Annotated in this window: 22 protein-coding genes; 18 read left to right on the plus strand and 4 right to left on the minus strand. The window is 70.6% G+C overall.

The window, feature by feature from the left end:
• Positions 1-47 precede the first annotated feature (47 nt).
• From ABC319_RS08450 to ABC319_RS08470, 5 genes are read left to right on the plus strand one after another with little or no spacing between them, the layout of a single operon-like run.
• Positions 48-401, plus strand: a complete 354-nt coding sequence (locus tag ABC319_RS08450) for a DUF1428 domain-containing protein (protein ID WP_413069795.1) — start codon at positions 48-50, stop codon at positions 399-401.
• 1 nt (position 402) lies between these two features.
• Positions 403-1,185 (plus strand): VOC family protein, encoded by a 783-nt coding sequence (locus ABC319_RS08455; RefSeq protein WP_413069796.1) that lies wholly within the window; start codon positions 403-405, stop codon positions 1,183-1,185.
• A complete protein-coding gene (locus ABC319_RS08460) occupies positions 1,182-1,685 on the plus strand; it encodes a VOC family protein (RefSeq protein ID WP_413069797.1) in 504 nt (167 codons plus the stop codon). The genes ABC319_RS08455 and ABC319_RS08460 overlap by 4 nt, the downstream gene beginning before the upstream one ends.
• On the plus strand, positions 1,682-2,137 hold the full coding sequence (locus tag ABC319_RS08465) for an SRPBCC family protein (protein WP_413069798.1): 456 nt from the start codon (positions 1,682-1,684) through the stop codon (positions 2,135-2,137). Before ABC319_RS08460 ends, ABC319_RS08465 begins: the two co-directional genes overlap by 4 nt.
• A complete protein-coding gene (locus ABC319_RS08470) occupies positions 2,137-2,862 on the plus strand; it encodes a glutathione S-transferase family protein (protein WP_413069799.1) in 726 nt (241 codons plus the stop codon). The genes ABC319_RS08465 and ABC319_RS08470 overlap by 1 nt, the downstream gene beginning before the upstream one ends.
• 161 nt (positions 2,863-3,023) lie before the next feature.
• Here ABC319_RS08470 and ABC319_RS08475 read toward each other — a convergent pair whose 3' ends face one another.
• Positions 3,024-3,575, minus strand: a complete 552-nt coding sequence (locus ABC319_RS08475) for a J domain-containing protein (RefSeq protein ID WP_413071656.1) — start codon at positions 3,573-3,575, stop codon at positions 3,024-3,026.
• A gap of 94 nt (positions 3,576-3,669) precedes the next feature.
• Between ABC319_RS08475 and ABC319_RS08480 the strand changes: the two genes are divergently transcribed.
• The 10 genes from ABC319_RS08480 (at position 3,670) to ABC319_RS08525 (ending at position 12,769) form a co-directional block, all read left to right on the plus strand.
• Positions 3,670-3,984, plus strand: a complete 315-nt coding sequence (locus tag ABC319_RS08480) for a BolA family protein (protein ID WP_413069800.1) — start codon at positions 3,670-3,672, stop codon at positions 3,982-3,984.
• Entirely contained in the window at positions 3,985-4,695 is a 711-nt protein-coding gene (locus ABC319_RS08485) for a glutathione S-transferase (RefSeq protein WP_413069801.1), read from the plus strand.
• Entirely contained in the window at positions 4,692-5,150 is a 459-nt protein-coding gene (locus ABC319_RS08490) for an NUDIX hydrolase (RefSeq protein ID WP_413069802.1), read from the plus strand. The genes ABC319_RS08485 and ABC319_RS08490 overlap by 4 nt, the downstream gene beginning before the upstream one ends.
• Positions 5,147-6,022, plus strand: a complete 876-nt coding sequence (locus ABC319_RS08495; protein WP_413069803.1) for an alpha/beta fold hydrolase — start codon at positions 5,147-5,149, stop codon at positions 6,020-6,022. Before ABC319_RS08490 ends, ABC319_RS08495 begins: the two co-directional genes overlap by 4 nt.
• A gap of 43 nt (positions 6,023-6,065) precedes the next feature.
• Positions 6,066-6,728, plus strand: a complete 663-nt coding sequence (hisG, locus tag ABC319_RS08500; RefSeq protein WP_413069804.1) for an ATP phosphoribosyltransferase — start codon at positions 6,066-6,068, stop codon at positions 6,726-6,728.
• Positions 6,725-8,020: a histidinol dehydrogenase gene (gene hisD, locus ABC319_RS08505; protein WP_413069805.1), complete on the plus strand. Its 1,296-nt coding sequence runs from the start codon at positions 6,725-6,727 to the stop codon at positions 8,018-8,020. The genes hisG and hisD overlap by 4 nt, the downstream gene beginning before the upstream one ends.
• Positions 8,017-8,295: a ribbon-helix-helix domain-containing protein gene (locus ABC319_RS08510; protein WP_413071657.1), complete on the plus strand. Its 279-nt coding sequence runs from the start codon at positions 8,017-8,019 to the stop codon at positions 8,293-8,295. Before hisD ends, ABC319_RS08510 begins: the two co-directional genes overlap by 4 nt.
• Before the next feature lie 54 nt (positions 8,296-8,349).
• Positions 8,350-10,800: a TonB-dependent receptor gene (locus ABC319_RS08515; RefSeq protein ID WP_413069806.1), complete on the plus strand. Its 2,451-nt coding sequence runs from the start codon at positions 8,350-8,352 to the stop codon at positions 10,798-10,800.
• A gap of 64 nt (positions 10,801-10,864) precedes the next feature.
• Positions 10,865-11,548 (plus strand): Fe2+-dependent dioxygenase, encoded by a 684-nt coding sequence (locus tag ABC319_RS08520; RefSeq protein WP_413069807.1) that lies wholly within the window; start codon positions 10,865-10,867, stop codon positions 11,546-11,548.
• Positions 11,549-11,629: 81 nt separating this feature from the next.
• A complete protein-coding gene (locus ABC319_RS08525) occupies positions 11,630-12,769 on the plus strand; it encodes a PepSY-associated TM helix domain-containing protein (RefSeq protein ID WP_413069808.1) in 1,140 nt (379 codons plus the stop codon).
• A 10-nt stretch (positions 12,770-12,779) separates the two neighbouring features.
• On the opposite strand, the gene ABC319_RS08530 is transcribed toward ABC319_RS08525, so the two are convergent.
• Positions 12,780-13,880, minus strand: a complete 1,101-nt coding sequence (locus tag ABC319_RS08530) for a YdcF family protein (protein ID WP_413071658.1) — start codon at positions 13,878-13,880, stop codon at positions 12,780-12,782.
• A complete protein-coding gene (locus ABC319_RS08535) occupies positions 13,880-16,396 on the minus strand; it encodes a TonB-dependent receptor (protein ID WP_413071659.1) in 2,517 nt (838 codons plus the stop codon). The genes ABC319_RS08530 and ABC319_RS08535 overlap by 1 nt, the downstream gene beginning before the upstream one ends.
• A 214-nt stretch (positions 16,397-16,610) precedes the next feature.
• Between ABC319_RS08535 and ABC319_RS08540 the strand changes: the two genes are divergently transcribed.
• The 3 genes from ABC319_RS08540 to ABC319_RS08550 all read left to right on the plus strand — a co-directional run bounded on the left by ABC319_RS08540 (position 16,611) and on the right by ABC319_RS08550 (position 20,009).
• Positions 16,611-17,015 (plus strand): (deoxy)nucleoside triphosphate pyrophosphohydrolase, encoded by a 405-nt coding sequence (locus ABC319_RS08540; RefSeq protein ID WP_413069809.1) that lies wholly within the window; start codon positions 16,611-16,613, stop codon positions 17,013-17,015.
• 73 nt (positions 17,016-17,088) lie between these two features.
• Positions 17,089-18,489, plus strand: coding sequence for a DUF4139 domain-containing protein (locus tag ABC319_RS08545; protein WP_413069810.1), 1,401 nt, complete (start codon positions 17,089-17,091; stop codon positions 18,487-18,489).
• The gene (locus ABC319_RS08550) at positions 18,489-20,009 is read left to right on the plus strand and encodes a DUF4139 domain-containing protein (protein ID WP_413069811.1); all 1,521 of its coding nucleotides are present in this window, start codon (positions 18,489-18,491) and stop codon (positions 20,007-20,009) included. The genes ABC319_RS08545 and ABC319_RS08550 overlap by 1 nt, the downstream gene beginning before the upstream one ends.
• Before the next feature lie 15 nt (positions 20,010-20,024).
• On the opposite strand, the gene ABC319_RS08555 is transcribed toward ABC319_RS08550, so the two are convergent.
• Entirely contained in the window at positions 20,025-20,684 is a 660-nt protein-coding gene (locus ABC319_RS08555; protein WP_413069812.1) for a cell wall hydrolase, read from the minus strand.
• Positions 20,685-20,693 lie beyond the last annotated feature (9 nt).

The raw sequence follows: 20,693 nt of genomic DNA on the forward strand, positions 1-20,693 counted from the left end.
TCCCGCTCGCCTGAACATCTGAACGAACGTCAACGAGGAGAGGAACGATGACCTTCATTTCCGGATTCGTCACGCCGGTGCCCACCGCCAACAAGGCGGCCTATGTCGAACTCTGCCAGAAGGTCGGCGTGCTGCTGAAGGAATATGGCGCGCTGGCGATGACCGAATCGTGGGGCGTCAAGCTGCCCGACGGCAAGGTCACCGACTTCCGCCGCGCGGTGCAGGCGACCGGGGACGAGACGGTGGCGTTCTCGTGGATCGTCTGGCCCGATCGCGCCACCGCCGACGCGTCGGAGACGCGGATGATGGAGGATCCGCGGATGCACGATCTGGGCATGCCGTTCGACGGCAAGCGCATGATCTTCGGCGGGTTCGAGCCGATCTACGAGCTGGAGGCCTGAGATGGCGCACGCACAGGGCAACCCCGTCTGGTTCGAGCTGATCGCCGACGACGCCGATGCCGCCCAGGCCTACTACGCCGATGTCGTCGGCTGGACGATCGCGCCGGGCGAGATGCCGGGCATGGACTATCGCATCGTCTCTGCGCCGGACGGCGACCGGATCGCCGGGCTGATGCCGCGCCCGGCAGGGATGCCGGGCAAGCCGGTATGGCTGGTCTATATCGGTTGCGACGACGTCGACGCCACCGTCGCCGCCGCGCAGGCGGCGGGCGCCACGCTGCGACTGCCGCCGATGGAGGTGCCCGGCGCCGGGCGGCTGGCGATGCTCGCCGATCCGCAGGGCCACCCCTTCTACGTCATGCAGGGCGATGGCGCGCGCGACAGCCGCGCGTTCGAGCAGGGGCCGGAGGCGCGCGCCGGCCACGCCGTCTGGATCGAGCTGTCCGCCCCCGATCAGGATGCGGGCATCGCCTTCTACGTCGACCTGTTCGGCTGGCGGCAGGACGGCGCGATGCCGATGGGCCCGCTGGGCGAGTACCGCTTCCTCTACAACGGCCCCACGCCCGTCGGCGCGGCGATGCGCACCCCGCCCGGCGCACCCGACGGCTGGCAGACCTATTTCCTGACGCCCGACATCGATGCCGCGGTCTCCCGCGCCACCGCCGGCGGCGGCACGCTGGTCCAGGGCCCCGACGAGATCCCCGGCGGCGCCTTCTCGGCGGTCCTCGCCGATCCGCAGGGCGCGCGCTTCGGGCTGGTCGGGCGGCGGGGAGCGGCGGCATGAGCGGCTTCGGCACCCCGGACAAGGTCACCACCTGGTTCTGCTGCGACGGCACCGCGGAGGAGATGGCGCGCCTCTATACCGGTCTGATCCCCGGCAGCGCGATCGGCACCGTCACCCGCTCCCCGCTCGACAATCCCGGCAACGCCGCCGGACAGGTGCTGACGGTCGCCTTCACGCTCGCCGGCCGGCCCTTCGTCGCGCTGAACGCCGGGCCCGGCTTCACCTTCACCGAGGCGATGTCGCTGCAGGTGATGTGCGACGATCAGGCGGAGGTCGACCGCTACTGGGACGCGCTGACCGCCGATGGCGGCCGTCCGGTCCAGTGCGGCTGGCTGAAGGACCGGTTCGGCGTGTCGTGGCAGGTCGTGCCCCGCCGCCTGCCCGACCTGCTGACCGATGCCGATACCGCCCGTGCCGCCCGCGCGATGCAGGCGATGATGACCATGACGAAGATCGACATCGCCGCGGTCGAGGCCGCCGCCGACGGAGAACCCGCATGAACCACGAACTGTCCGTCACCCGCCTCATCGACGCAGCCCCCGCCCTGGTGTGGCGCGCCTGGACGGAGCATACCGCCGAATGGTTCTGCCCCCGTCCCTGGACGACCGAGATCCGCGCGATGGACCTGCGCACCGGCGGCCGCTCCGCCATGGTCCTGCGCGGCCCGGACGGGGAGGAGAACCCGCTGGAGGGCGTGTATCTTGAGGTCGTGCCCGAACGCCTGATCGTCTCCACCGACGCCTTCGCCGCCGGCTGGGCGCCGCAACAGCCCTTCATGGTCCGCCTCGACACGTTCGAGGAGGAAGGCACCGGCACCCGCTACACCGCGTCCGCCCGTCACTGGACCGCCGAGGCGCGCGACAGCCATCAGGCCATGGGCTTCGAGGCCGGCTGGGGCGCCGTCGCCGACCAGCTCGCCGCGGTGGCGACGCGGCTCAAGGGAGAACGGTGATGCCGGTCGACGACGGTGCCGCGATCGAGATCACGGCGTTCGACTGGGTGCCCGATTTCGCCAGGGGGCAGGTGCGCGACCTGCGGGTGCGCTGGGCGCTGGAAGAGGTCGGGCGCCCCTACCGCGTCCGCTATCTGGCGCAGGGGCAGCAGAAGCAGGCCGACCACCGCGCCCGCCAGCCGTTCGGGCAGGTGCCGACCTTCCAGCACGGCGACCTCACGCTGTTCGAATCGGGCGCGATCGTGTTCCACATCGCCGACACCTGGCCCGGTCTGCTGCCGGCGGACGCCGCCGGGCGGGCGCGGGCGCTTGAATGGATGTTCGCCGCCCTGAACACCGTCGAGCCGCCGATCATGGACCATGCCGTCGCCACCTTGTTCGAGGCGACGGAGCCCTGGTCGAAGCCGCGCCTGCCCGCCATCGTCGCGCGCGTCGGGGAGCGGCTGGCAGAGGCGGAGGCGCGGCTTGGCCCGCGCGAGTGGTTCGACGGCGACCGCTTCACCGCCGGCGACCTGATGATGGCGTCCGTTCTGCGGATCGTCGCCGATGACGGGCTGCTGGATCCCCACCCCGCGCTCGTCGCCTATGTGGAGCGGGCGACGGCGCGTCCGGCATTCCGGCGCGCGCTGGCCGACCAGCTTGCCGGCTTCACCGGCGCACCCCCGCCGGGTTTCGATGCCTGGGAACGCAGGCTCCTCGCCGCGCGCCGCGCGTTGCTGGGATGATGGCGCCCGTCTGCCGTGCGCCGCTGTCCTACAACCGCCGCCCGGCGTAAGGTCGCCCAAGGCCGCTCTTTGACATCGCCGGATCGATCGCCCGTCGCCCGACGACCACCGCGTCGTCGTTGTGATCTACGCCTTACCTTAGCCTTACCTTCCGCGGCGCCTCACGCGAAGGCGGGCGCCCCGCGCAGCGCCTGATACGCGGCGATCACCTTCTGCAACCGCTCCTCGTGGCTGCGGTCGCCGCCGTTGCGGTCGGGGTGATAGCGGCGGACGAGTTCGGAATAGCGCTTGCGCAACGCCGAGCGGTCGGCGGCGGCATCCAGTCCCAGCAGCTTCAGGTTCGACCGGTCCTCGCCCGACAGCGGCTTGCCGTCGGGTCGGTCGGCGGCCGGCTCGCGGCGGTAGCGTGCGGCGATCGCATCCAGCGGGTCGCTGAAATCCGCCCAGCGCGGCCCCTGCCCGCCGCCATGCCCGCGGGCGAAGGCGCGGGTCTCGGCCTCCCATCCCGCCAGCGGCCGCTGCGCGTGGTGGATCTCCTCGGCGGTCATCCCGTCGAAGAAATTGTAGCGGGAGTTGAACGCGCGGACATGGTCCAGGCACATCCAGCGGAATTGCGGCGGCCCGCCGGTCGATGCGCCCTCCGGCGGCGGCGCGCGGAACTCGCCCGGCTCCTCGCACCCCGGCTCGGCACAGACCCGTCCGTTCGATTCCATCCGGCCGTGAAAGCGTGCGCCCGGCCGTTCCTTCTTGTCAGCACCTTGTGCCACGTCATTCCCTGCGGCGATCCAAACGGGCTATATAGGGCCGATGACCAGCACCGCCACCGATCCCGCCGCTCCGCCCTCCGACGGCGTCCCCCTCGATCGCGTCATCGCCGATCGACTGGCCGCCGCCTTGTCGCCCAGCCGTCTCGTCGTATCGAACGACAGCGCGCAGCACCGCGGCCATATGGGTGACGATGGCACCGGTGAGACACATTTTTCCGTTGAGATAGAAAGCAATAGCTTTTCGGGACTCTCGCGGGTCGCGCGCCAGCGGCTGGTGAACAAAGCGCTCGCCGACCTGTTGGCTACCCGGGTCCACGCGCTGGCGATCCGCGCCCGCGCTCCCGGGGAACAGTGAATGACCTATGACCTGTGGTACTGGCCGACGATCCAGGGACGCGGCGAGTTCGTCCGCCTCGCGCTGGAGGGGGCGGGCGTGGCCTATCGCGACCGCGCGCGGGAAGAGGGCGCGAAGGCGCTGATCGCCGACATGGCCGCGCGCACCGGCCGTGCGCCCTTCGCCCCGCCCTATCTCGATCTCGGCGGCGGGCTCGTCATCGCGCAGGTCGCCAATATCCTGATGTTCCTGGGCGAGCGGCACGATCTCGCCCCCTCCGCCATGGCCGACCGGCTCTGGCTGTCGCAGCTGCAGCTGACGATCGCCGACATGGTGGCAGAGGTGCATGCGGTGCATCACCCCGTATCCGTCGGCGCCTATTACGAGGATCAGCGCGAGGCCGCCGTCACCGCCGCGAAGCAGTTCCGCGAGGAACGCATGCCCAAGTTCCTCGATCATTTCGAGGCGGCGATGAAGGCGAACGCCGGCGAGTGGCTGATCGACCATCGCTGGACCTATGCCGACACCTCGCTGTTCCAGTTGATCGAGGGGCTGCGCTACATGTTCCCGCACCGGATGGCGGCGCTGGAGCCCGACTATCCCGCGCTGGTCCGCCTGCGCGACCAGGTGGCGGCGCTGCCCGGCATCCGTGCCTATCTGGCCAGCGACCGGCGCATCGGCTTCAACACCGACGGCATCTTCCGCCACTATCCCGAGCTCGATCCGGCGTGAGCGACGCGATCGTCCGCCTGCCACGCCCGGCGGCGCGCATCCTGCTGGTCGACCGGGACGATCGGGTGCTGCTGTTCCGCTTCACCCCCGCCGACCGCCCACCGCTGTGGTGCACGCCCGGCGGCAAGGTCGACGATGGCGAGACGTACGAGGACGCTGCCCGGCGCGAGCTGTGGGAGGAAACCGGTCTTACGCTCGACTGCGGCCCGCAGGTGGCACGCCGGCAGGTGCAGTTCGTGACGTTCGAGGGCGATCACGTCGATGCCGACGAACGCTATTTCCGCGTCGACCTCGACGCCTGCGAGATCGCCGGCGCCGCGCTGACCGATCTGGAGATGCAGGTGCTGGACAGCTGGCGCTGGTTCGGACGCGCCGAACTGGCGGACTGGCCGGAGGCGATCTTCCCCGCCGATCTCGACCGGCTGCTGGACGACACGAGGAGGAACGCCGCATGACCCTGACCCGCATTCCCCTGTCGACGGGCGTCGAGCTGGACGTGCAGGTGGCGGGACCGGCCGACGCGCCCGCCGTCATCCTCCTGCACGGCTTTCCCGAATCGCACCGGACGTGGCGGCACATCGTGCCGGACCTCGCCCGCGACCACCGCGTCGTCGCCCCGGACCAGCGCGGCTATGCCCGCTCGTCGAAGCCCGCCGCGGTCGGGGATTATGCGCCCGACCGGATCGTCGGCGACCTGATCGCGCTCGCCGATACGCTGGGGATCGGCCGGTTCACGCTGGTCGGCCACGACTGGGGCGGCGCGGTGGCGTGGATGGCGGCGCTGACCCGGCCCGATCGGGTCGAACGGCTGGTGATCGTCAACGCCCCTCACCCGCTCATCTTCCAGCGTTCGCTGTTCGACGACGCCGACCAGCGCGCCGCCAGCCAGTATATCACCCGCTTCCGCGACACGAACCTCGACAAGGGGCTGGTCGGCACCGGGCTGGAGCGCTTCTTCGGCAGCAACTTCGCCCATCATGTCACCCGGGCGATCGCGGGCGAGGACAAGGCCGCGTATCTCGACGAATGGTCGCAACCCGGCGCGATGACGGCGATGCTGAACTGGTACCGCGCCTCGTCGATCGTCGTCCCCGCCCCCGGCGATGATCCGCCCCGCCCCGCCTTCCTCGCCGCGCCCTTCCCGTCCGTGACCCAGCGGACGCTGGTCGTGTGGGGCACCGGCGACAAGGCGCTGCTGCCGGTCCAGCTCGACGGGCTCGACGCACTGGTCCCCGACCTGACCGTGGCGAAGGTCGATGCCGGCCACTTCGTCCCCTGGGAGAACCCGGCAGGGGTGATCGCGGCGATGCGCGACTGGGGGATCTGAGCGCCCGTTGCACCCGCCCCCTTGCCCCGATAAGGCCCGCCGCGTGCCCGCTCCCCTCATCATCGCCGTGCCCAAGGGGCGCATCCTGGCAGAGGCGCTGCCGCTCCTCGCCGCCGCCGGCATCCGTCCGGAGTCCGCCTTCGCCGATCCGGACAGCCGGGCGCTGCGCTTCGCCACCGACGTCGCCGGGATCGAACTGATCCGCGTGCGCGCCTTCGATGTCGCCACCTTCGTCGCGCACGGCGCCGCACAGCTGGGCATCGTCGGATCGGACGTGCTGGCCGAGTTCGACTATTCAGAACTCTACGCCCCCGTCGACCTCGCGATCGGTCATTGCCGCCTCTCCGTCGCCGAGCCGGTGGCGCTGGCCGAACGGGACGATCCGCGCGGGTGGAGCCATGTCCGCGTCGCGACCAAATACCCGCACGTCACCGCCGCCCACTTCGCCCGCCGCGGCGTTCAGGCAGAGTGCGTCAAGCTGAACGGCGCGATGGAGCTGGCCCCTACGCTCGGCCTCGCGCCGCGCATCGTCGATCTGGTATCCTCGGGCCGCACCCTGAAGGAGAATGGCCTGGTCGAGGTGGAGCGGATCATGGACGTGACCAGCCGGCTGGTCGTCAACCGTGCGGCGATGAAGACCCGCGCCGATGTCGTCCCGCTGGTCGAGGCGTTCCGCCGCGCCGTCGCCGGACAGGTGGCGGCATGATCCGCCTCGACGCCGACGCCCCCGGCTTCGCCGACGCCTTCACCACCCTGGTAGAGGCCCGGCGCGAGGCATCGGCCGATGTCGCCCGCGACGTGGCGGCGATCGTCGCGGCGGTCCGCGAACGGGGCGAGGAGGCGGTGGCCGAGCTGACGCTGCGGCTCGACCGTCACGATCTGGCCGTAACCGGCTGGCGGATCGACGCCGCCGATTGCGCCGCCGCCTATGACGCGCTGGAACCCGGCCTGCGCACCGCGCTCGATCTCGCCGCCACCCGCATCCGTGCCTATCACGAGCGGCAGCGGCCGGCCGATACCGACTACCGCGACGATGCCGGCGTCCGGCTGGGCGCGCGCTGGACCGCGGTGGACGCGGCCGGGCTCTACGTGCCCGGCGGTCGCGCCGCCTATCCCTCGTCGCTGCTGATGAACGCGATCCCGGCCAAGGTCGCCGGGGTGGCCCGGCTGGCGATGGTCACGCCGACGCCCGACGGCACGATCAACCCGCTGGTCCTCGCCGCCGCGCACCTCGCCGGGGTGGACGAGGTGTGGCGCGTCGGCGGCGCGCAGGCGGTGGCCGCCCTCGCCTACGGCGCCGGGCCGATCGCGCCGGTCGACGTCGTGACCGGCCCCGGCAACGCGTGGGTCGCCGAGGCGAAGCGCCAGCTCTACGGCGTCGTCGGCATCGACATGGTCGCCGGCCCGTCGGAGATCGTGGTCGTCGCCGACCGCGCCAACGATCCCGAATGGATCGCCGCCGACCTGCTCAGCCAGGCGGAGCATGACATCGTCACCCAGTCGATCCTGTTCACCGACGACGCCGCCTTCGCCGATGCCGTGGCGTCCGCCGTGGAGCGTCAGCTCGCCACGCTGGCGACCGGTGCCGTCGCGCGCCAGGCGTGGGACGCGAACGGCGCCATCGTGGTGGTCGGGTCGCTCGCCGCGGCCATGCCGCTGGTCGACCGCCTGGCACCCGAGCATCTGCAGCTGGCGGTCGACGATCCCGATGCGCTGTTCGCCCGCGTCCGCCACGCCGGCAGCGTCTTTCTGGGCCGGCACACGCCGGAGGCGATCGGCGATTACGTCGCCGGGCCCAACCACGTCCTGCCCACCGGTCGCCGCGCCCGCTTCGCCAGCGGCCTGTCGGTCCTCGACTTCATGAAGCGGACCAGCTTCCTGGGTCTGGACGAGACCGCGCTCGCCGAACTCGGCCCGGCGACGATCGCGCTGGCGGAGGCGGAGGGGCTGCCCGCCCATGCCCGCTCGGTCGCGCTGCGGCTCAGGACCAACCGCTGACCGCCGCAGTCGATCGGCCGCCGGCGGGCTTCGTCGGGCCGGTCAAGCGATCGATCACGATCGCCGGCCACCAGACGTCGATCAGCCTCGAGCCGCCGTTCTGGCTCGCGCTCGAGCAGGCGGCGGTGGCGCGGGGGCTGCCGCTGTCGGCGCTGGTCGCCCGGATCGATGCGCTCCGGATCCAGGAAGCGGACGCGCCCAATCTCGCCAGCGCGCTGAGAACATGGCTGTTTATCGACACACTCTGCGACAAAGATGAAAGTCACTCGCAATAGCGTTGACAGTGCGAACGACTCGCATTAGCCGGCCCTCAACAAAGGGGGGTTTCAGTGTCCACATCGTCCGCATCGTTCATCGCCTTGTCGTGCGTCGGCTTCCTCGCCACCGCTCCCGCCGCGGCCGCCCCCGTGGCGACCGCCACCGCCGCGCCCGCTGCCGATCCGCAGGACGGCAAGCGCGATCTCGGCCGCGACGACATCGTGGTCACCGGCGCCGCGCAGGCCGCTCCTGCCACCGTCGAAAGCCCGAAGGCGACGGCCGCGATCCTCGACACGCCGCAGACGATCACCGTCATCTCCGACCAGGTCATCCGCAAGCAGAACCTGCAGACGCTGCGCGACGTGCTCCAGACCGTGCCCGGCATCACCTTCGGCGCGGGCGAGGGCGGTGGCGGTTACGGCGACAGCATCAACCTGCGCGGCTATTCGGCGAACAACGACATTACGATCGATGGCATCCGCGACAGCGCGCAATACAGCCGCACCGATCCGTTCAACATCCAGCAGATCGAGGTCTACAACGGCGCCAACTCGGTCTTCAACGGATCGGGCAGCGTCGGCGGCACGATCAACCTCGTCACCAAGGAACCCCGCGCCGAGGATCTGACGATCGTTCAGGCGTCGGTCGGCACCGACAGCTACTATCGCGGCGCGGTCGACGCCAACAAGCGCCTCTCCGATCTGGTCGCCGTCCGGCTGAACGGTGCCTATCACCACAACGACATTCCCGGCCGCGATGTCGAGAAGTACGAGCGCTGGGGCGTCGCACCATCGGTGACGATCGGGATCGACGGACCGACCAGCCTCACGCTCGCCTATGTCCACCAGCGCGACGACAACACGCCGCAATATGGCGTCCCGTTCTTCGACAACGGACTGGTCGGCGGGATCATCACCGGCGCGGACCGCAGCGACTATTACGGCTATCGCAACCTCGACGAGCAACAGGTCACGGTCGACCGCTTCACCGCGACGCTGCGCCACCGCGCCGACGAGCATGTGTCGGTCCGCAACCTGACCCGGTGGCAGCGCGTCGGCCAGTACAGCGTGACCAGCGCGCCGCAGGGCACCTTCTGCCTGGCCGGCACCGGGCGCCAGCCGGTATCGACCAGCGCCACCGTCGCCACCGGCCTGGCCTGCACCTCGGGCACCGGCGCCTCGGCGATCACCATCCCCGCCGGCCAGTGGCTGCCGTCGGGTCCCCGCGGGCTGGTCCGGGATCAGGTCAACCAGCTGCTGGCCAACCAGACCGACCTGCGGCTGGAGCATGGCGAGAAGGGCGGCATCCGCAACGTCGCCAATATCGGCGCGTCGGCGATGGTGGAGGATTATGACATCACCACCGGCTCGCTGCTGCGCAACGCCAACGGATCGGCGACCACGCCGCTGCCGCTGCTGTCGATCGCCAATCCCGATACCGTCTATCGCGGACCGATCAACTATGTGACGACCGCCGTGTCGACCTCGAGCAGCCGGAACGTCGCCGTCTACGCGTTCGATACGCTGGAACTGGGCCGCTACTTCGAACTGAACGGCGGCGTCCGCTGGGAATACCAGAAGTCCACCTTCCGCGCGCTGCCGCTGACCGTGCTCGCACCCGGCGTGACCCAGCCGGTCGCGGCGTTGCAGACGCCGCAGGTGAACCGCGACAAGCTGTTCTCGTACCGGGTCGGCGGCGTGTTCCACCCGGTGCAGGACGTCAGCCTCTACGCCGGCTACGGCAACGCGCGCACGCCGTCGTCGATCTCGGTCCGCGCCGGTTGCGTCAGCGTGTCGAACGCCATCGTCACCGACACCTGCGCCGTCGCGCCGGAAACGGCGAAGAACTACGAGGCGGGGGTCAAGGCCGGGCTGTTCGGCCGGCGGCTGGAGCTGACCGCGGCGGTATTCCGGAACGAGCGGACCAACTACCGCATCCCGTCGAACGACCCCGCGCTGCCGACCGTGCAGGTGCTGGACGGCCGCAGCCGGGTGGACGGCATCGCGCTGGGCGCATCGGGCAACATCACCCCGGCCTGGACGATCTTCGCCAACTACACCTATCTCGACAGCGAGGTACGCCAATCGGTGTCCGACTTCTGCCTGGCGCGACCGGGATCGACCGGCTGCGGCAACTCCGCCGCCAACCCCGATCCGCAGCGCGGCGCACGGCTGGTCCAGACGCCCGAGCATTCGGGCAGCCTGTTCACCACCTACAAGCTGCCGTTCGGTCTGGAGGTCGGCTATGGCCTGACCTACCAGGGTTCGTTCACCACCTATGTGCCGAACCTCGCGAACCCCACCGCGCTGAAGGCCGACGACTATCTGATCCACCGCGCCTATCTGGCCTACACCTTCGGGGGCGGGCTGACCGCACAGCTCAACATTCAGAACCTGACCGACGAGAAGTACCTGACCAACGTGCGCAACAACATCAATGCCACGACCGGCGTGGTCACGGGCGGCTGGGCAATGCCGGGCGACCGGCGCCAGGCGGTCTTCAGCCTGTTCTACAGCTTCTGACCTCTGCTACTTCTTCCCGCCCGCTCCCCCCGGGGCGGGGCGGGAAGGAGACCGGAGCCATGCCATGCTGATCGCCATCCCCGACGTTCTCGATGCCGCCGGCGTGGCGCGGGTGCGCGCGATCGTCGATGCGGCGGAGTGGGTGGACGGCAACGTCACCTCCGGCCCGCAGGCCGCGCTCGCCAAGCGCAACCGGCAGCTGCCCGAAGACTCGGCGGCGGCGCGGGAGGCCGGCGGGCTGGTGCTCGACGCGCTCGGCCGCACCCCGCTGTTCGTCGCCGCTGCGTTGCCGCTCAAGGTCTTTCCGCCGTTGTTCAACCGCTATGCCGGCGGGCAGGATTTCGGCCTCCACGTCGACAATGCGATCCGGACGAAGCGCGGCACCGATTTCCGCATCCGCTCCGACCTGTCGGCCACGCTCTTCCTCGACGATCCCGCCGACTACGACGGCGGCGAACTGGTGATCGAGGACCAGTTCGGTCCGCAGGTGGTGAAGCTGCCGGCCGGCCATCTCGTTCTCTACCCGGCCTCCAGCCTGCACCGCGTCACCCCGGTCACGCGCGGCGTGCGTACCGCCAGCTTCTTCTGGCTCCAGTCGATGGTCCGTGACGACGGCGAGCGGCGGACGCTGTTCGAACTGGACCGCGCGGTACAGGCGGTCGCCGCCGATCGCGGACAGGGCGACGCCGCCGTCGTCCAGCTGACCGGCGTGTACCACAACCTCCTGCGCCGCTGGGCGGACGCCTGATCGAACCGGATTTATCTGCGATTGACTTGCAATAGCGCGCTGTGCACAGAGCGGTATGGCGTGGGGACGTGGGGGATGACGATGGACAAGCTGGCATGGCGCCGGACCTGGTTCCAGGTGCACAAGTGGATCGGCCTGATCCTGGCGATCCTCATCATCCCGATCTCGCTCAGCGGCGCCGCGCTGGTGTGGCACGATGCACTCGACCGGCTGGTGAATCCGGCACGCTTCGCGACCAGCGGCACGACGCTGCTTTCCCCCGACGCCTATGTCACCGCGGCGTGGGGGGTGCTGAAGCCCGGCGACCGCGTCGCGCAGCTGACCCTGCCCGATCACGGCGGCCCCGTCGTCGTCGCCGCCGCGCCGCCACCCGCGCCGGGGGCGAAGCCGCAGGGCGGACCGCCGCAGCGGACCAACGTCTATCTCGATCCCCCCACCGCCCGCGTGCTGGACGTGGCGTCCAGCCGTGGCGGCCTCGTCCGCTTCCTCCACGTCCTGCACGGCAGCCTGCAGGTACCGGGGGTCGGCCGCAGCATCGTCGGCTGGATCGGCGTCGCGATGATGATCTCGTGCTTCACCGGCCTGTGGCTATGGTGGCCGACGGTGGGCAAATGGGCGCGCGGACTGCGCTATCGCCGGCATCGCAACACCGACACGAACCTACACTATCTGATGGGCTTCTGGGTCGCCCTGCCACTCTTCGTACTGTCGCTGACCGGTGCCTGGATCAGCTTTCCCGCCTTCTTCGCCGGGCTGACCGGCCAGGGTGCCGCCCCGCGCGGCCCGGATCGCGGTGCGATGATGCGCGCGCAGCCGCTGGCCGCGCCCGGCCAGTCGGTGGCACGGGTGGTCGGCGGGGCGGCGCCGCTGGCCGGCGGCGCGCCTCTCCGCAGCATCGCCTGGCCGACCGACAAGAGCCCGGACTGGACGGTGACCTTCGCCGGTGAAGACGCTCCCCGCCAGATCAAGGTGGCCGACGACACCGGCACCGCCACGCCGGCGACCGCCGCGGCCGCCCGCCCGCAGAACGGCATCGCCCGCCTGATGCGCCGCATCCACGACGGCGACGGAATGGGCATCGTGTGGCAGGTCGTGATCTTCGTCGGCGGCATCCTGCCGGCGGTGCTGGCCGTCACCGGCATCATCATGTGGTGGCGCGCCCGCGGCTGGAAAGCGGCACTCGCCGCCAAACAGCGGGAACGGCGCGCGGCGGCGGGCTAGCGCCGCCGCCTCATGGATCGAGCGGGTCGGCCGGATCGACGCGCAACGAGTCGGCAGAGGGCCGGAATGCCACGTCGTTCGCCGACACGCGGCTGCGGACCTCGCCCGGCTGGTATCCCAGCTCGCGACGGTTGCGCTCGACAAAACCGGGACTGCCGATCGCCGCGCTGTGCGCCACGTTGCTGACGACCAGCGCGTCCCGGTCCAGCGGCGCCTTCATCGCGATCAGGCGCCTCGTCGCGTTGCGCAGGTTCGTGGTCGTGTGCCGGGCATAGGGTTCGACGACGATCGCGTTCGCGGGCACGCCGAACCGCTCGATCAGCGCGCGGCGCATCTCGATCGCCTCGACATGCGGGGTGTCGCGGGGGTGGACGGCACTGCCGCTCACGATGATGAACGGGGCGAGCCCCTGCGCCAGGCGTTCCGCCGCCAGCCGCACGTTCAGCTTGCCCTTCGCACTCAGCGGCGTCGCCGGCTCGTCCGGCCCGATCCCCAGCGCGATGATCGCGGTGTAGCGATAGCGCGACCAGTCGACCGTGCGCGCCCGCGCCATCGCCGCGGCGTTGTAGCGCTGGTCCAGCGGCTCGAACGCGATCGCCGCGTCCTTGTCGTTCGCGTCCAGCAGGGCGAGCGCCAGTGCCAGGCTATGATCGCCCATCACCGCCGGATCGCCCAGCTGCGCCGTGCCGAGCGTCACCGCATCTGCGACCTTCGCCGCGAAGTCCGGGCTGCCGAACGGCGCGTCCGACCCGTCGATCAACGGATAGCGCGGCAGCTTGCCGACGCCGTACACCCGCAGGATCTCGTTCAGCCCGTCGATCTCGCGACGGATCGCATCCGCCGATGCGGCCTTCGCCGCCGCCAGCGCGTCGCGCTCGTCGTCGCGCCAGATCGCGGCATCGACCACGCACGCCGGCACCCCCGCACAGGCGGCGATCCGGTCGCGACGGGCGGTGCCGCTGGCCGTGGACGCCAGCGGGCTGCCCGCCGACGTCAGTGTCGGGAACAGCCGCATCGCCAGCGCCGCCAGATGCGCGTCGCGCACCGGGGCGGGGGCGGCCGGCGCGGCGGCGACCATGGCCGCCGCCGTTGCCAGCCACGCGCCGCGCATCACCAGGCCTTGCTGACGATGAAGCGCACGCTCCGTCCGAAGATCGGCCGGCCATAGATCGCGTCGCGCGTCGTCTGTCCGTCCAGCTGGTCGGTCCGCGGATTGCCCTCGGTCAGGCCCTTGTTGTTGAAGATGTTGTCGCCGACCACCTGGAACTGGAAGCCGTCATGCGTCAGCGTCGCACCCAGCCCGAACGTGTTGTACGCCGGCAGCCGGGTGTTGTTGAACAGGTCGACGAAGCGGCGGCCGGTATATTCGTACCGGCCGTACACCTCCACCCCGTCGCCACCGACGTCGAACGACAGGGTCGGGCGGACGTTGCCGAACACCTTGGGCTCGCGGATGATCTGGTTGCCGTTCACCGCCGTCGGATCCGCGCCCGAGCTGTTGGCGAGGTTCTTGTACTGTGGGTCCTGATAGGTGAACGAGCCGGACACGAAGAACCAGTCGACCGGCGCCAGCGTGCCGTCGACCTCGACGCCCTTGACCTCCGCCTGCCCGATGAAGGGCACCGCCTGGTCGTTGCGCCCGGTGACCGGGTTGAACGCGACGAACGACGCGTTGAACGGATCGAACTTCGTGTAGAAGCCGGTCAGGTACAGGTAGTTGCGGCCGAACGACGTCTTCAGCCCCGCCTCGTACTGGTCGGCCTTCGTCTTGATGATGACCGGATCGATGCCATAGAAGCTGCTCGATTGCGGCGGCACTTCCAGGTGCGATGCGCGGACATAGCCGCCGAAATGGTCGCTGACGTCGTAATTGGCGCCGATCGTCCAGTTGGTGGTGACCGGGGTGCCGGTGCGGGACTGGCGCGCGCCGGTGAAGCTGCGCACCGCATTGTCCGCCAGCGTCGCCGCGTCGCCCAGGTTCACCGAGGTCGAGGTCAGGCCATATCCCTCGATATGGTACCACTCGTGGCGGATGCCGCCGTCGATGCGCAGCCCCGGCAGCACCTCCCACGTGTCGTTGGCATAGACCGAGTAGACGGTGGAATCGACATCACCCTGGTTCAGCGTCGTGCCGTAGCGGAGCACGCCGCGGTCGGTCACCGATCCCAGCACCGCACCCGTCGCCGAATAGGCGACGAGATCCAGCGTCCGCGGCTTGCCGCGCACCTCCATCAGGTAATCCTGATAGATCGCCTTGTTCGACAGACCATAGGCCGAGCCGTAGAGCCCCAGCCGCAGGTCGTGCGTGCCGAACCCGGTCTCGAACTTGCGCGTGGCGCTCAGGTCGCCCTGCCCCGAATAGAAGCTGGAGCCGACACCGCGATACTGCGCCTGCACCACCAGTCCGGCATCGGCGGCCGGATTGTACGCGACGGCGCCGTTGGTGCCCGCGATCGCATAGCCGAGCCGCGCGACCGGCACCGCGGTGGTCCCGAACGCACCGTTGGCGGCGGTGCGGAACCCGTTGGCGAACACGGTGGCATCGACCGGGTTCGACGTGGAATAGAGCGCGTCGAAGTTCAGCCGCCCGCGCGTGTAGCCCAGCTTCGCCGCCACGTTCCAGCCGCCGAACTCGCCCTCGTACTGCAGGCCGATATTGCCGTATTCCATGTGCCGGCCATCGGCGAGGTCGCGCGTCTGGCTCTGCACCACGCCGGCGGCGTCGCGGTACTTCAGCGTCACGCCGCGGAACGCGGGCGAGTTCAGCGTGCCGTGGAAGAAATCGATGTACCGGTTCAGCGACACCGACGGGTTGCGCGGATCGGCGACCGGGATCGGCAGGTAGAAGGTGTTGTGGTCGTTCAGGTAGTTGACGCTGAGGCGCACCGACCCGTTGTCCAGGTCGTGCTTGATGTTCGCGCGGATCTCGCCGCCGCGGTCGTTAGGGAAGCCGTTGTCGCGCTGGCCGCCGTCGCGGCGCAGGAAGCCGCCGACCGCGTAGTATGTGCGCTCGCCCAGCGGGCCGGACTGCATCGCGTCGAGGCGGTACAGGTCGGTGGTCCCGGCGGTCACCTGCACCTTGCCGTGCGGCGTGTCGGTGCCGGTGACGGTGATGTTGTTGACGATCGCCGCCGCCTGGCTGGCGAAGATCGGCGCCGGGCCGCCGCGCACCACCTCGACCCGCGACGTCATCAGGTCGTACCGGTTCAGGCTGTCGCCGCGGAAGAAGTTGCCGTTGATGTCGTGGAACAGCGGCAGGCCGTCCTGCTGGAACACCGCATAGCCGTCGTCGGTCGGGATGCCGCGGATGCGGGTGATGTTCTGTACCTCGCCGCCGGTCGCCTCGACCTGGATGCCCGGCAGCTTGCCGAGCAGGTCGGCGAAGTTCAGCGGCGCCAGCCGCTTGACGTCGTCCTGGCTCAGCGAGTTGATCGCATAGGAAACGTCGAAGCGCCGCTGGCGCCGGGCCGATCCGGTGACGATGATGTCCGACGCCTCCTCGTCGGTCCCGGCCTCAGGCGGCGCCGCCGTATCGGGCTGGGCCGTCGCGGCATCGGCGGACGGAGCCGTCGTCTGCGCCATCGCGGCCGTCGCGCCCAGTGCCACGCCCGCGGCGGCTCCCAGCATCGTCAGATACGTCCCGCGCAGCATCGCGGCTTTGGCATAGGCCATCGTCATTCCCCCTGTTTTCCGGCTCGTGCAGGCCGTTGCGCGGTAAAGACGACGGTTTTGTGACAAGGTGAAGCAGTAAATCGATGATGCCGCACAAGGCCCGATCGGTGTTGCCGATCGGCCAGCATCGCCATTGCCGCACCCGCCTTGCCGGTGCCATGCCCCGGCCATGATCGATGTTCCCGAAGTGGCCGCCGCCATCATCATCCACGATCGGCGCGTGCTGGTCACCCGTCGTGCCCCGGGACAGAAGATGGCCGGCCTGTGGGAATTTCCCGGCGGCAAGGTAGAGCCCGGCGAGACGGTGGAGGCCTGCATCGTCCGCGAACTGGCCGAGGAACTGGGCATCGCGACCGTGGCCGGCCGGATACTGATGCGGAACCTGCACCATTATCCGGGCGGGGCGATCGAACTGGTGGCGGTGCTGGTCGGGATCGATGCCGGCACCATCGCCCTCAGCGTGCACGACGCGGTGCACTGGGCGACCGCGGCGGACCTGGCACGGCTCGATCTCGCGCCCGCCGACATCCCCGTCGCCCGCCTGCTGCATGATCGCCTCGATCCCGGCGACTGACACTGTATCGCCGGTTGCCTCGGCGGTCGCCAGCCAGCATGATCCGGCCCCTCGGCAGCGGAGGGGTAACGTCATGCGGGCACATCGGATCGTCGGTATCGCGCTCGCCCTCCCGGCCGGGCTGTCGGCGCAACAGGCGCTGCCCGATGCCGGTACCGCGCAGGGCGACGTGTCGGTCACCATCTACAACGGCGACATCGCGCTGGTGCAGGATATCCGGTCGCTTGACCTGGGCAATGGCCGCATTCGCCAGAGCTTCCCCGACGTCAGCGCGCAGATCCGGCCCGAGACGGTGTCGCTGGCTGTCCCCGACGCCGCGATCGTCGAGCAGAATTTCGACTACGACCTGCTCAGCCCGTCCAGCCTGATGGAAAAGGCGGTGGGCGAGACGATCACCCTGGTCCGCACCAACCCCGCGACCGGCGCGGAGACGCGGGAACGTGCCCGCGTTCTCGCGGTCAACAGCGGCGTCGTCCTCGACATCGGTGGCCGGATAGAGGTGCTGCGCGACGACGGCCTGCCGGTGCGCGCGGTGTTCGACCGGGTGCCCGATTCGCTCCGCGCCCGCCCCACCCTGTCGGTCACCCTCGCCAGCGGCCGCGCGGGAACCCGCCCGGCGCGGCTGTCCTACCTCACCCGCGGGCTCGGCTGGAGCGCCGACTATGTCGCGCTGTTCGACGAGAAGAGCGGCACCGTCGACGTGCAGGGATGGGTGACGCTGCGCAACGGCAGCGGCACCACCTTCACCGCTGCGAAGACGCTGCTGGTCGCCGGCGATGTCGGCAGCGGCAATGAAGACGGCGACTATGGTCCGCGCCCTCGCCGCCCGGTGCAGGTCCGGCCGGGCACCGAGTCGGCGGCGCGCGAGCAGCTTGGCGACTTCTACCTCTATCCGCTCGCCGAGCGGACGACGATCGCCGACAAGCAGACCAAGCAGGTCAGCTTCCTCGATGCGAAGGGCGCCACGGCCAGCTCCGGCTACCGGTTCGAGAACCAGTGGCTGGGCAGCAGCACCGATGCCCTGAGCGCCCAGAGCATCCTGCGTTTCGCCAACAGCGGCGCCGCCGGGCTGGGCGACGCGCTGCCGGCGGGCGTCGTGCGCGTCTATGTCCGCGATGCCCGCGGCCAGCCGCAATTCATTGGCGAGAACCGCATCGAGCATACGCCGCAAGGATCGACGATCGCGCTTCCGACCGGCGACGCCTTCGACGTGAAGGTGCAACCGACCACCGTGTCGCGCACCCGGCTGGGCAGCGAGCGCTGGCGCACCCAGGTCCGCTACCGGCTGACCAACGCACGCGCAAAACCGGTCACCGTGGAACTGGTGCAGGGCGGACTGGGCTGGCCGGACACGCGGATTACCGAGGAAAGCCGGCGGAGCGAACGCCGCGATGCCGGCACCGCGGTGTGGCAGGTGCCCGTGCCGGCGAACGGAGAGGCGGTGGTCACCGCGACATTCGACACGCGCTACTGATGCGCCGGCTGGCGGCGCTCCTGCTGGCCGCATCCTGCGTCGGCGCGCCGGCGGCGGCGCAGGTGCCCTTCGCGACATCTCCCGCGCCTGACCGCATCTCCCTGACCATCTACCGGGCGCCGGCGGCACGCGGCGCGATCGACCTGAACCATTCGGGCGGCTTCGCACTGGTCACCGAGACCCGGCGCGTGCGCGTACCGCGTGGTACCGCCACATTGCGGTTCGAGGGGGTGGCGGAGGGGATCGTCCCGGTCAGTGCGGTGATCGACGGGCTGCCGGGCGGCATCGTCGAGAAGAACCGCGACGCGCGCCTCCTGTCCCCTGCCTCGCTGGTCGACGGCATGCTGGGGCGCCGGGTGACGCTGACCCGCACCGACCGCGCGACCGGCCGCCGGGTCAGCGAGGATGCGACGATCGTCGCCGGCCCGCAGCCCGGCATCGTGCTGAAGACCGCATCGGGGATCGAGGCGCTGCGCTGCTCGGGCCTGCCCGAGCGGCTGTCGTTTTCCGGCATCCCCGCCGGCCTCTCCGCCAGACCCGTGCTCAGCGTCACGACGACCAGCCCGGCCGCGCGCACCGTCACCGTTCGGCTGACCTATCTGGCATCCGGGTTCGACTGGCGGGCGAGCTATGTCGGGACGGTCGACGCGACCGGCCGCTCGCTCGACCTGTTCGCCTGGCTGACGCTGGCGAACGCCAACCCGGAGACGTTCGTCGACGCGGAGGTCGCCGCGGTCGCGGGGCGGCTCAACCGTATCCTGTCGCCGGCGATGCAGGCGGCGGCGTCCCGGCTGTCGCTCTCCTGCTACCCGCTCGGCACCACCACCTCCGACCTGCGCACCGATCGTTTCGAGATGGCCGAGGACATCGTCGTGACCGGCTCGCGCGCCCTCGCGCCCATGGCAGTGGCCATGCCCGCTCCGCCGCCCCCACCACCGCCGCCTCCCCCGCCGCCGCCGCCGCCCGAGGATCTGGGCGACCTGAAGCTCTACCGGGTGCCCGGCCGGGTCACCGTCGCGCCGCGTGGCCAGAAGCAGGTGGCCCTGCTCGCCCGCGCCGCCGTCCCGTTCGATCGCCGCTACCGCCGGCACCTCTATCCGGGGCAGGAGGTGCCGCCGTCCCCGGTCGCGATCACGCTCGTCATGCGCAACCGGAAGGACGCCGGGCTCGGCCTCGCCCTTCCTTCGGGCAGTACCGCCACCTACGCCGCGCGCGACGACGGGGAGCGCCTGCTGCTCGGCCTCGGCGCGCTCGACGACCGGGCGGAGGGGGAGACGTTCCGGATCGCCGCGGGCACCGGCACGCAGGTGCTGGTCGAACAGCACCAGACCGACAGGAACCGGGCGCAGGTCGTCGTCACCAATGCCGGATCGCGGCCCGTCACCGTCGACATACCGATCGGCACCGCCGGGCAGAAGGTGGAGGCCGACGGCGATCCGCTGCCCGTCGTCGACGGCATCCGGACGTGGACGACGACGGTCGCGCCCGCCGGCCGTGCCGGGCTGACCTATCGCTACTGATCCCCGCCGCCCGCGTCAGTGCCGCTGGTAGTACAGATGCGGTCCGACCCGCGCGACCTTGACCAGCGTGTCGCGCCAGTACGGCACGACCCAGTCGGCATGATAATGGGTGGCGCGGCCGACCGCGGCATCGACATGCCCGTTCAGCGCCCGCCGCGCCGTCCGCCGCGCCGCCGCCCAGCCGCTGCGGATCGGGCGACGCCGGAACGATCCGTCGCAGGTGAACGAGAACTGGCATCCCGTGATCCGCGACGACCCCTGATACACGACGCCGCAGATCGTCTTCGGAAAGCCCGGCGCGCGGACGCGGTTCAGCACCACCTGCATCACCGCGGCCTGCTCGCGGCGATCGTCGCCGACCTCGTACAGCGCCGCCGTCGCCAGGCAGTCGACCGCCTGCGCCCGCGCCGCCGGCCCACCCTGGAAACGGAAGCGGGCGGCCCGTATCCGCCGCCGCTCGCGGATCGGCACCCGCGCGTTGGACGCCCGCGCCTGCGCCATGGTCAGCGGCCGCACGACCGTCGCCGGTACGCTGGCGGACCGCCACGGCCCCATCATCCCCGCCACCGCCACGACGAACACGACCACACCCAGCAGCAGCAGCCAGTATTCGGCCGCCCCCGCCCGCTGCCGTCGCCGCTGCCGGGCCGCCGGGATCGATCGTCGCGCCGCCATTGCCGATCG

Source organism: Sphingomonas phoenicis, from assembly GCF_047238005.1.
Lineage (GTDB): Bacteria > Pseudomonadota > Alphaproteobacteria > Sphingomonadales > Sphingomonadaceae > Sphingomonas.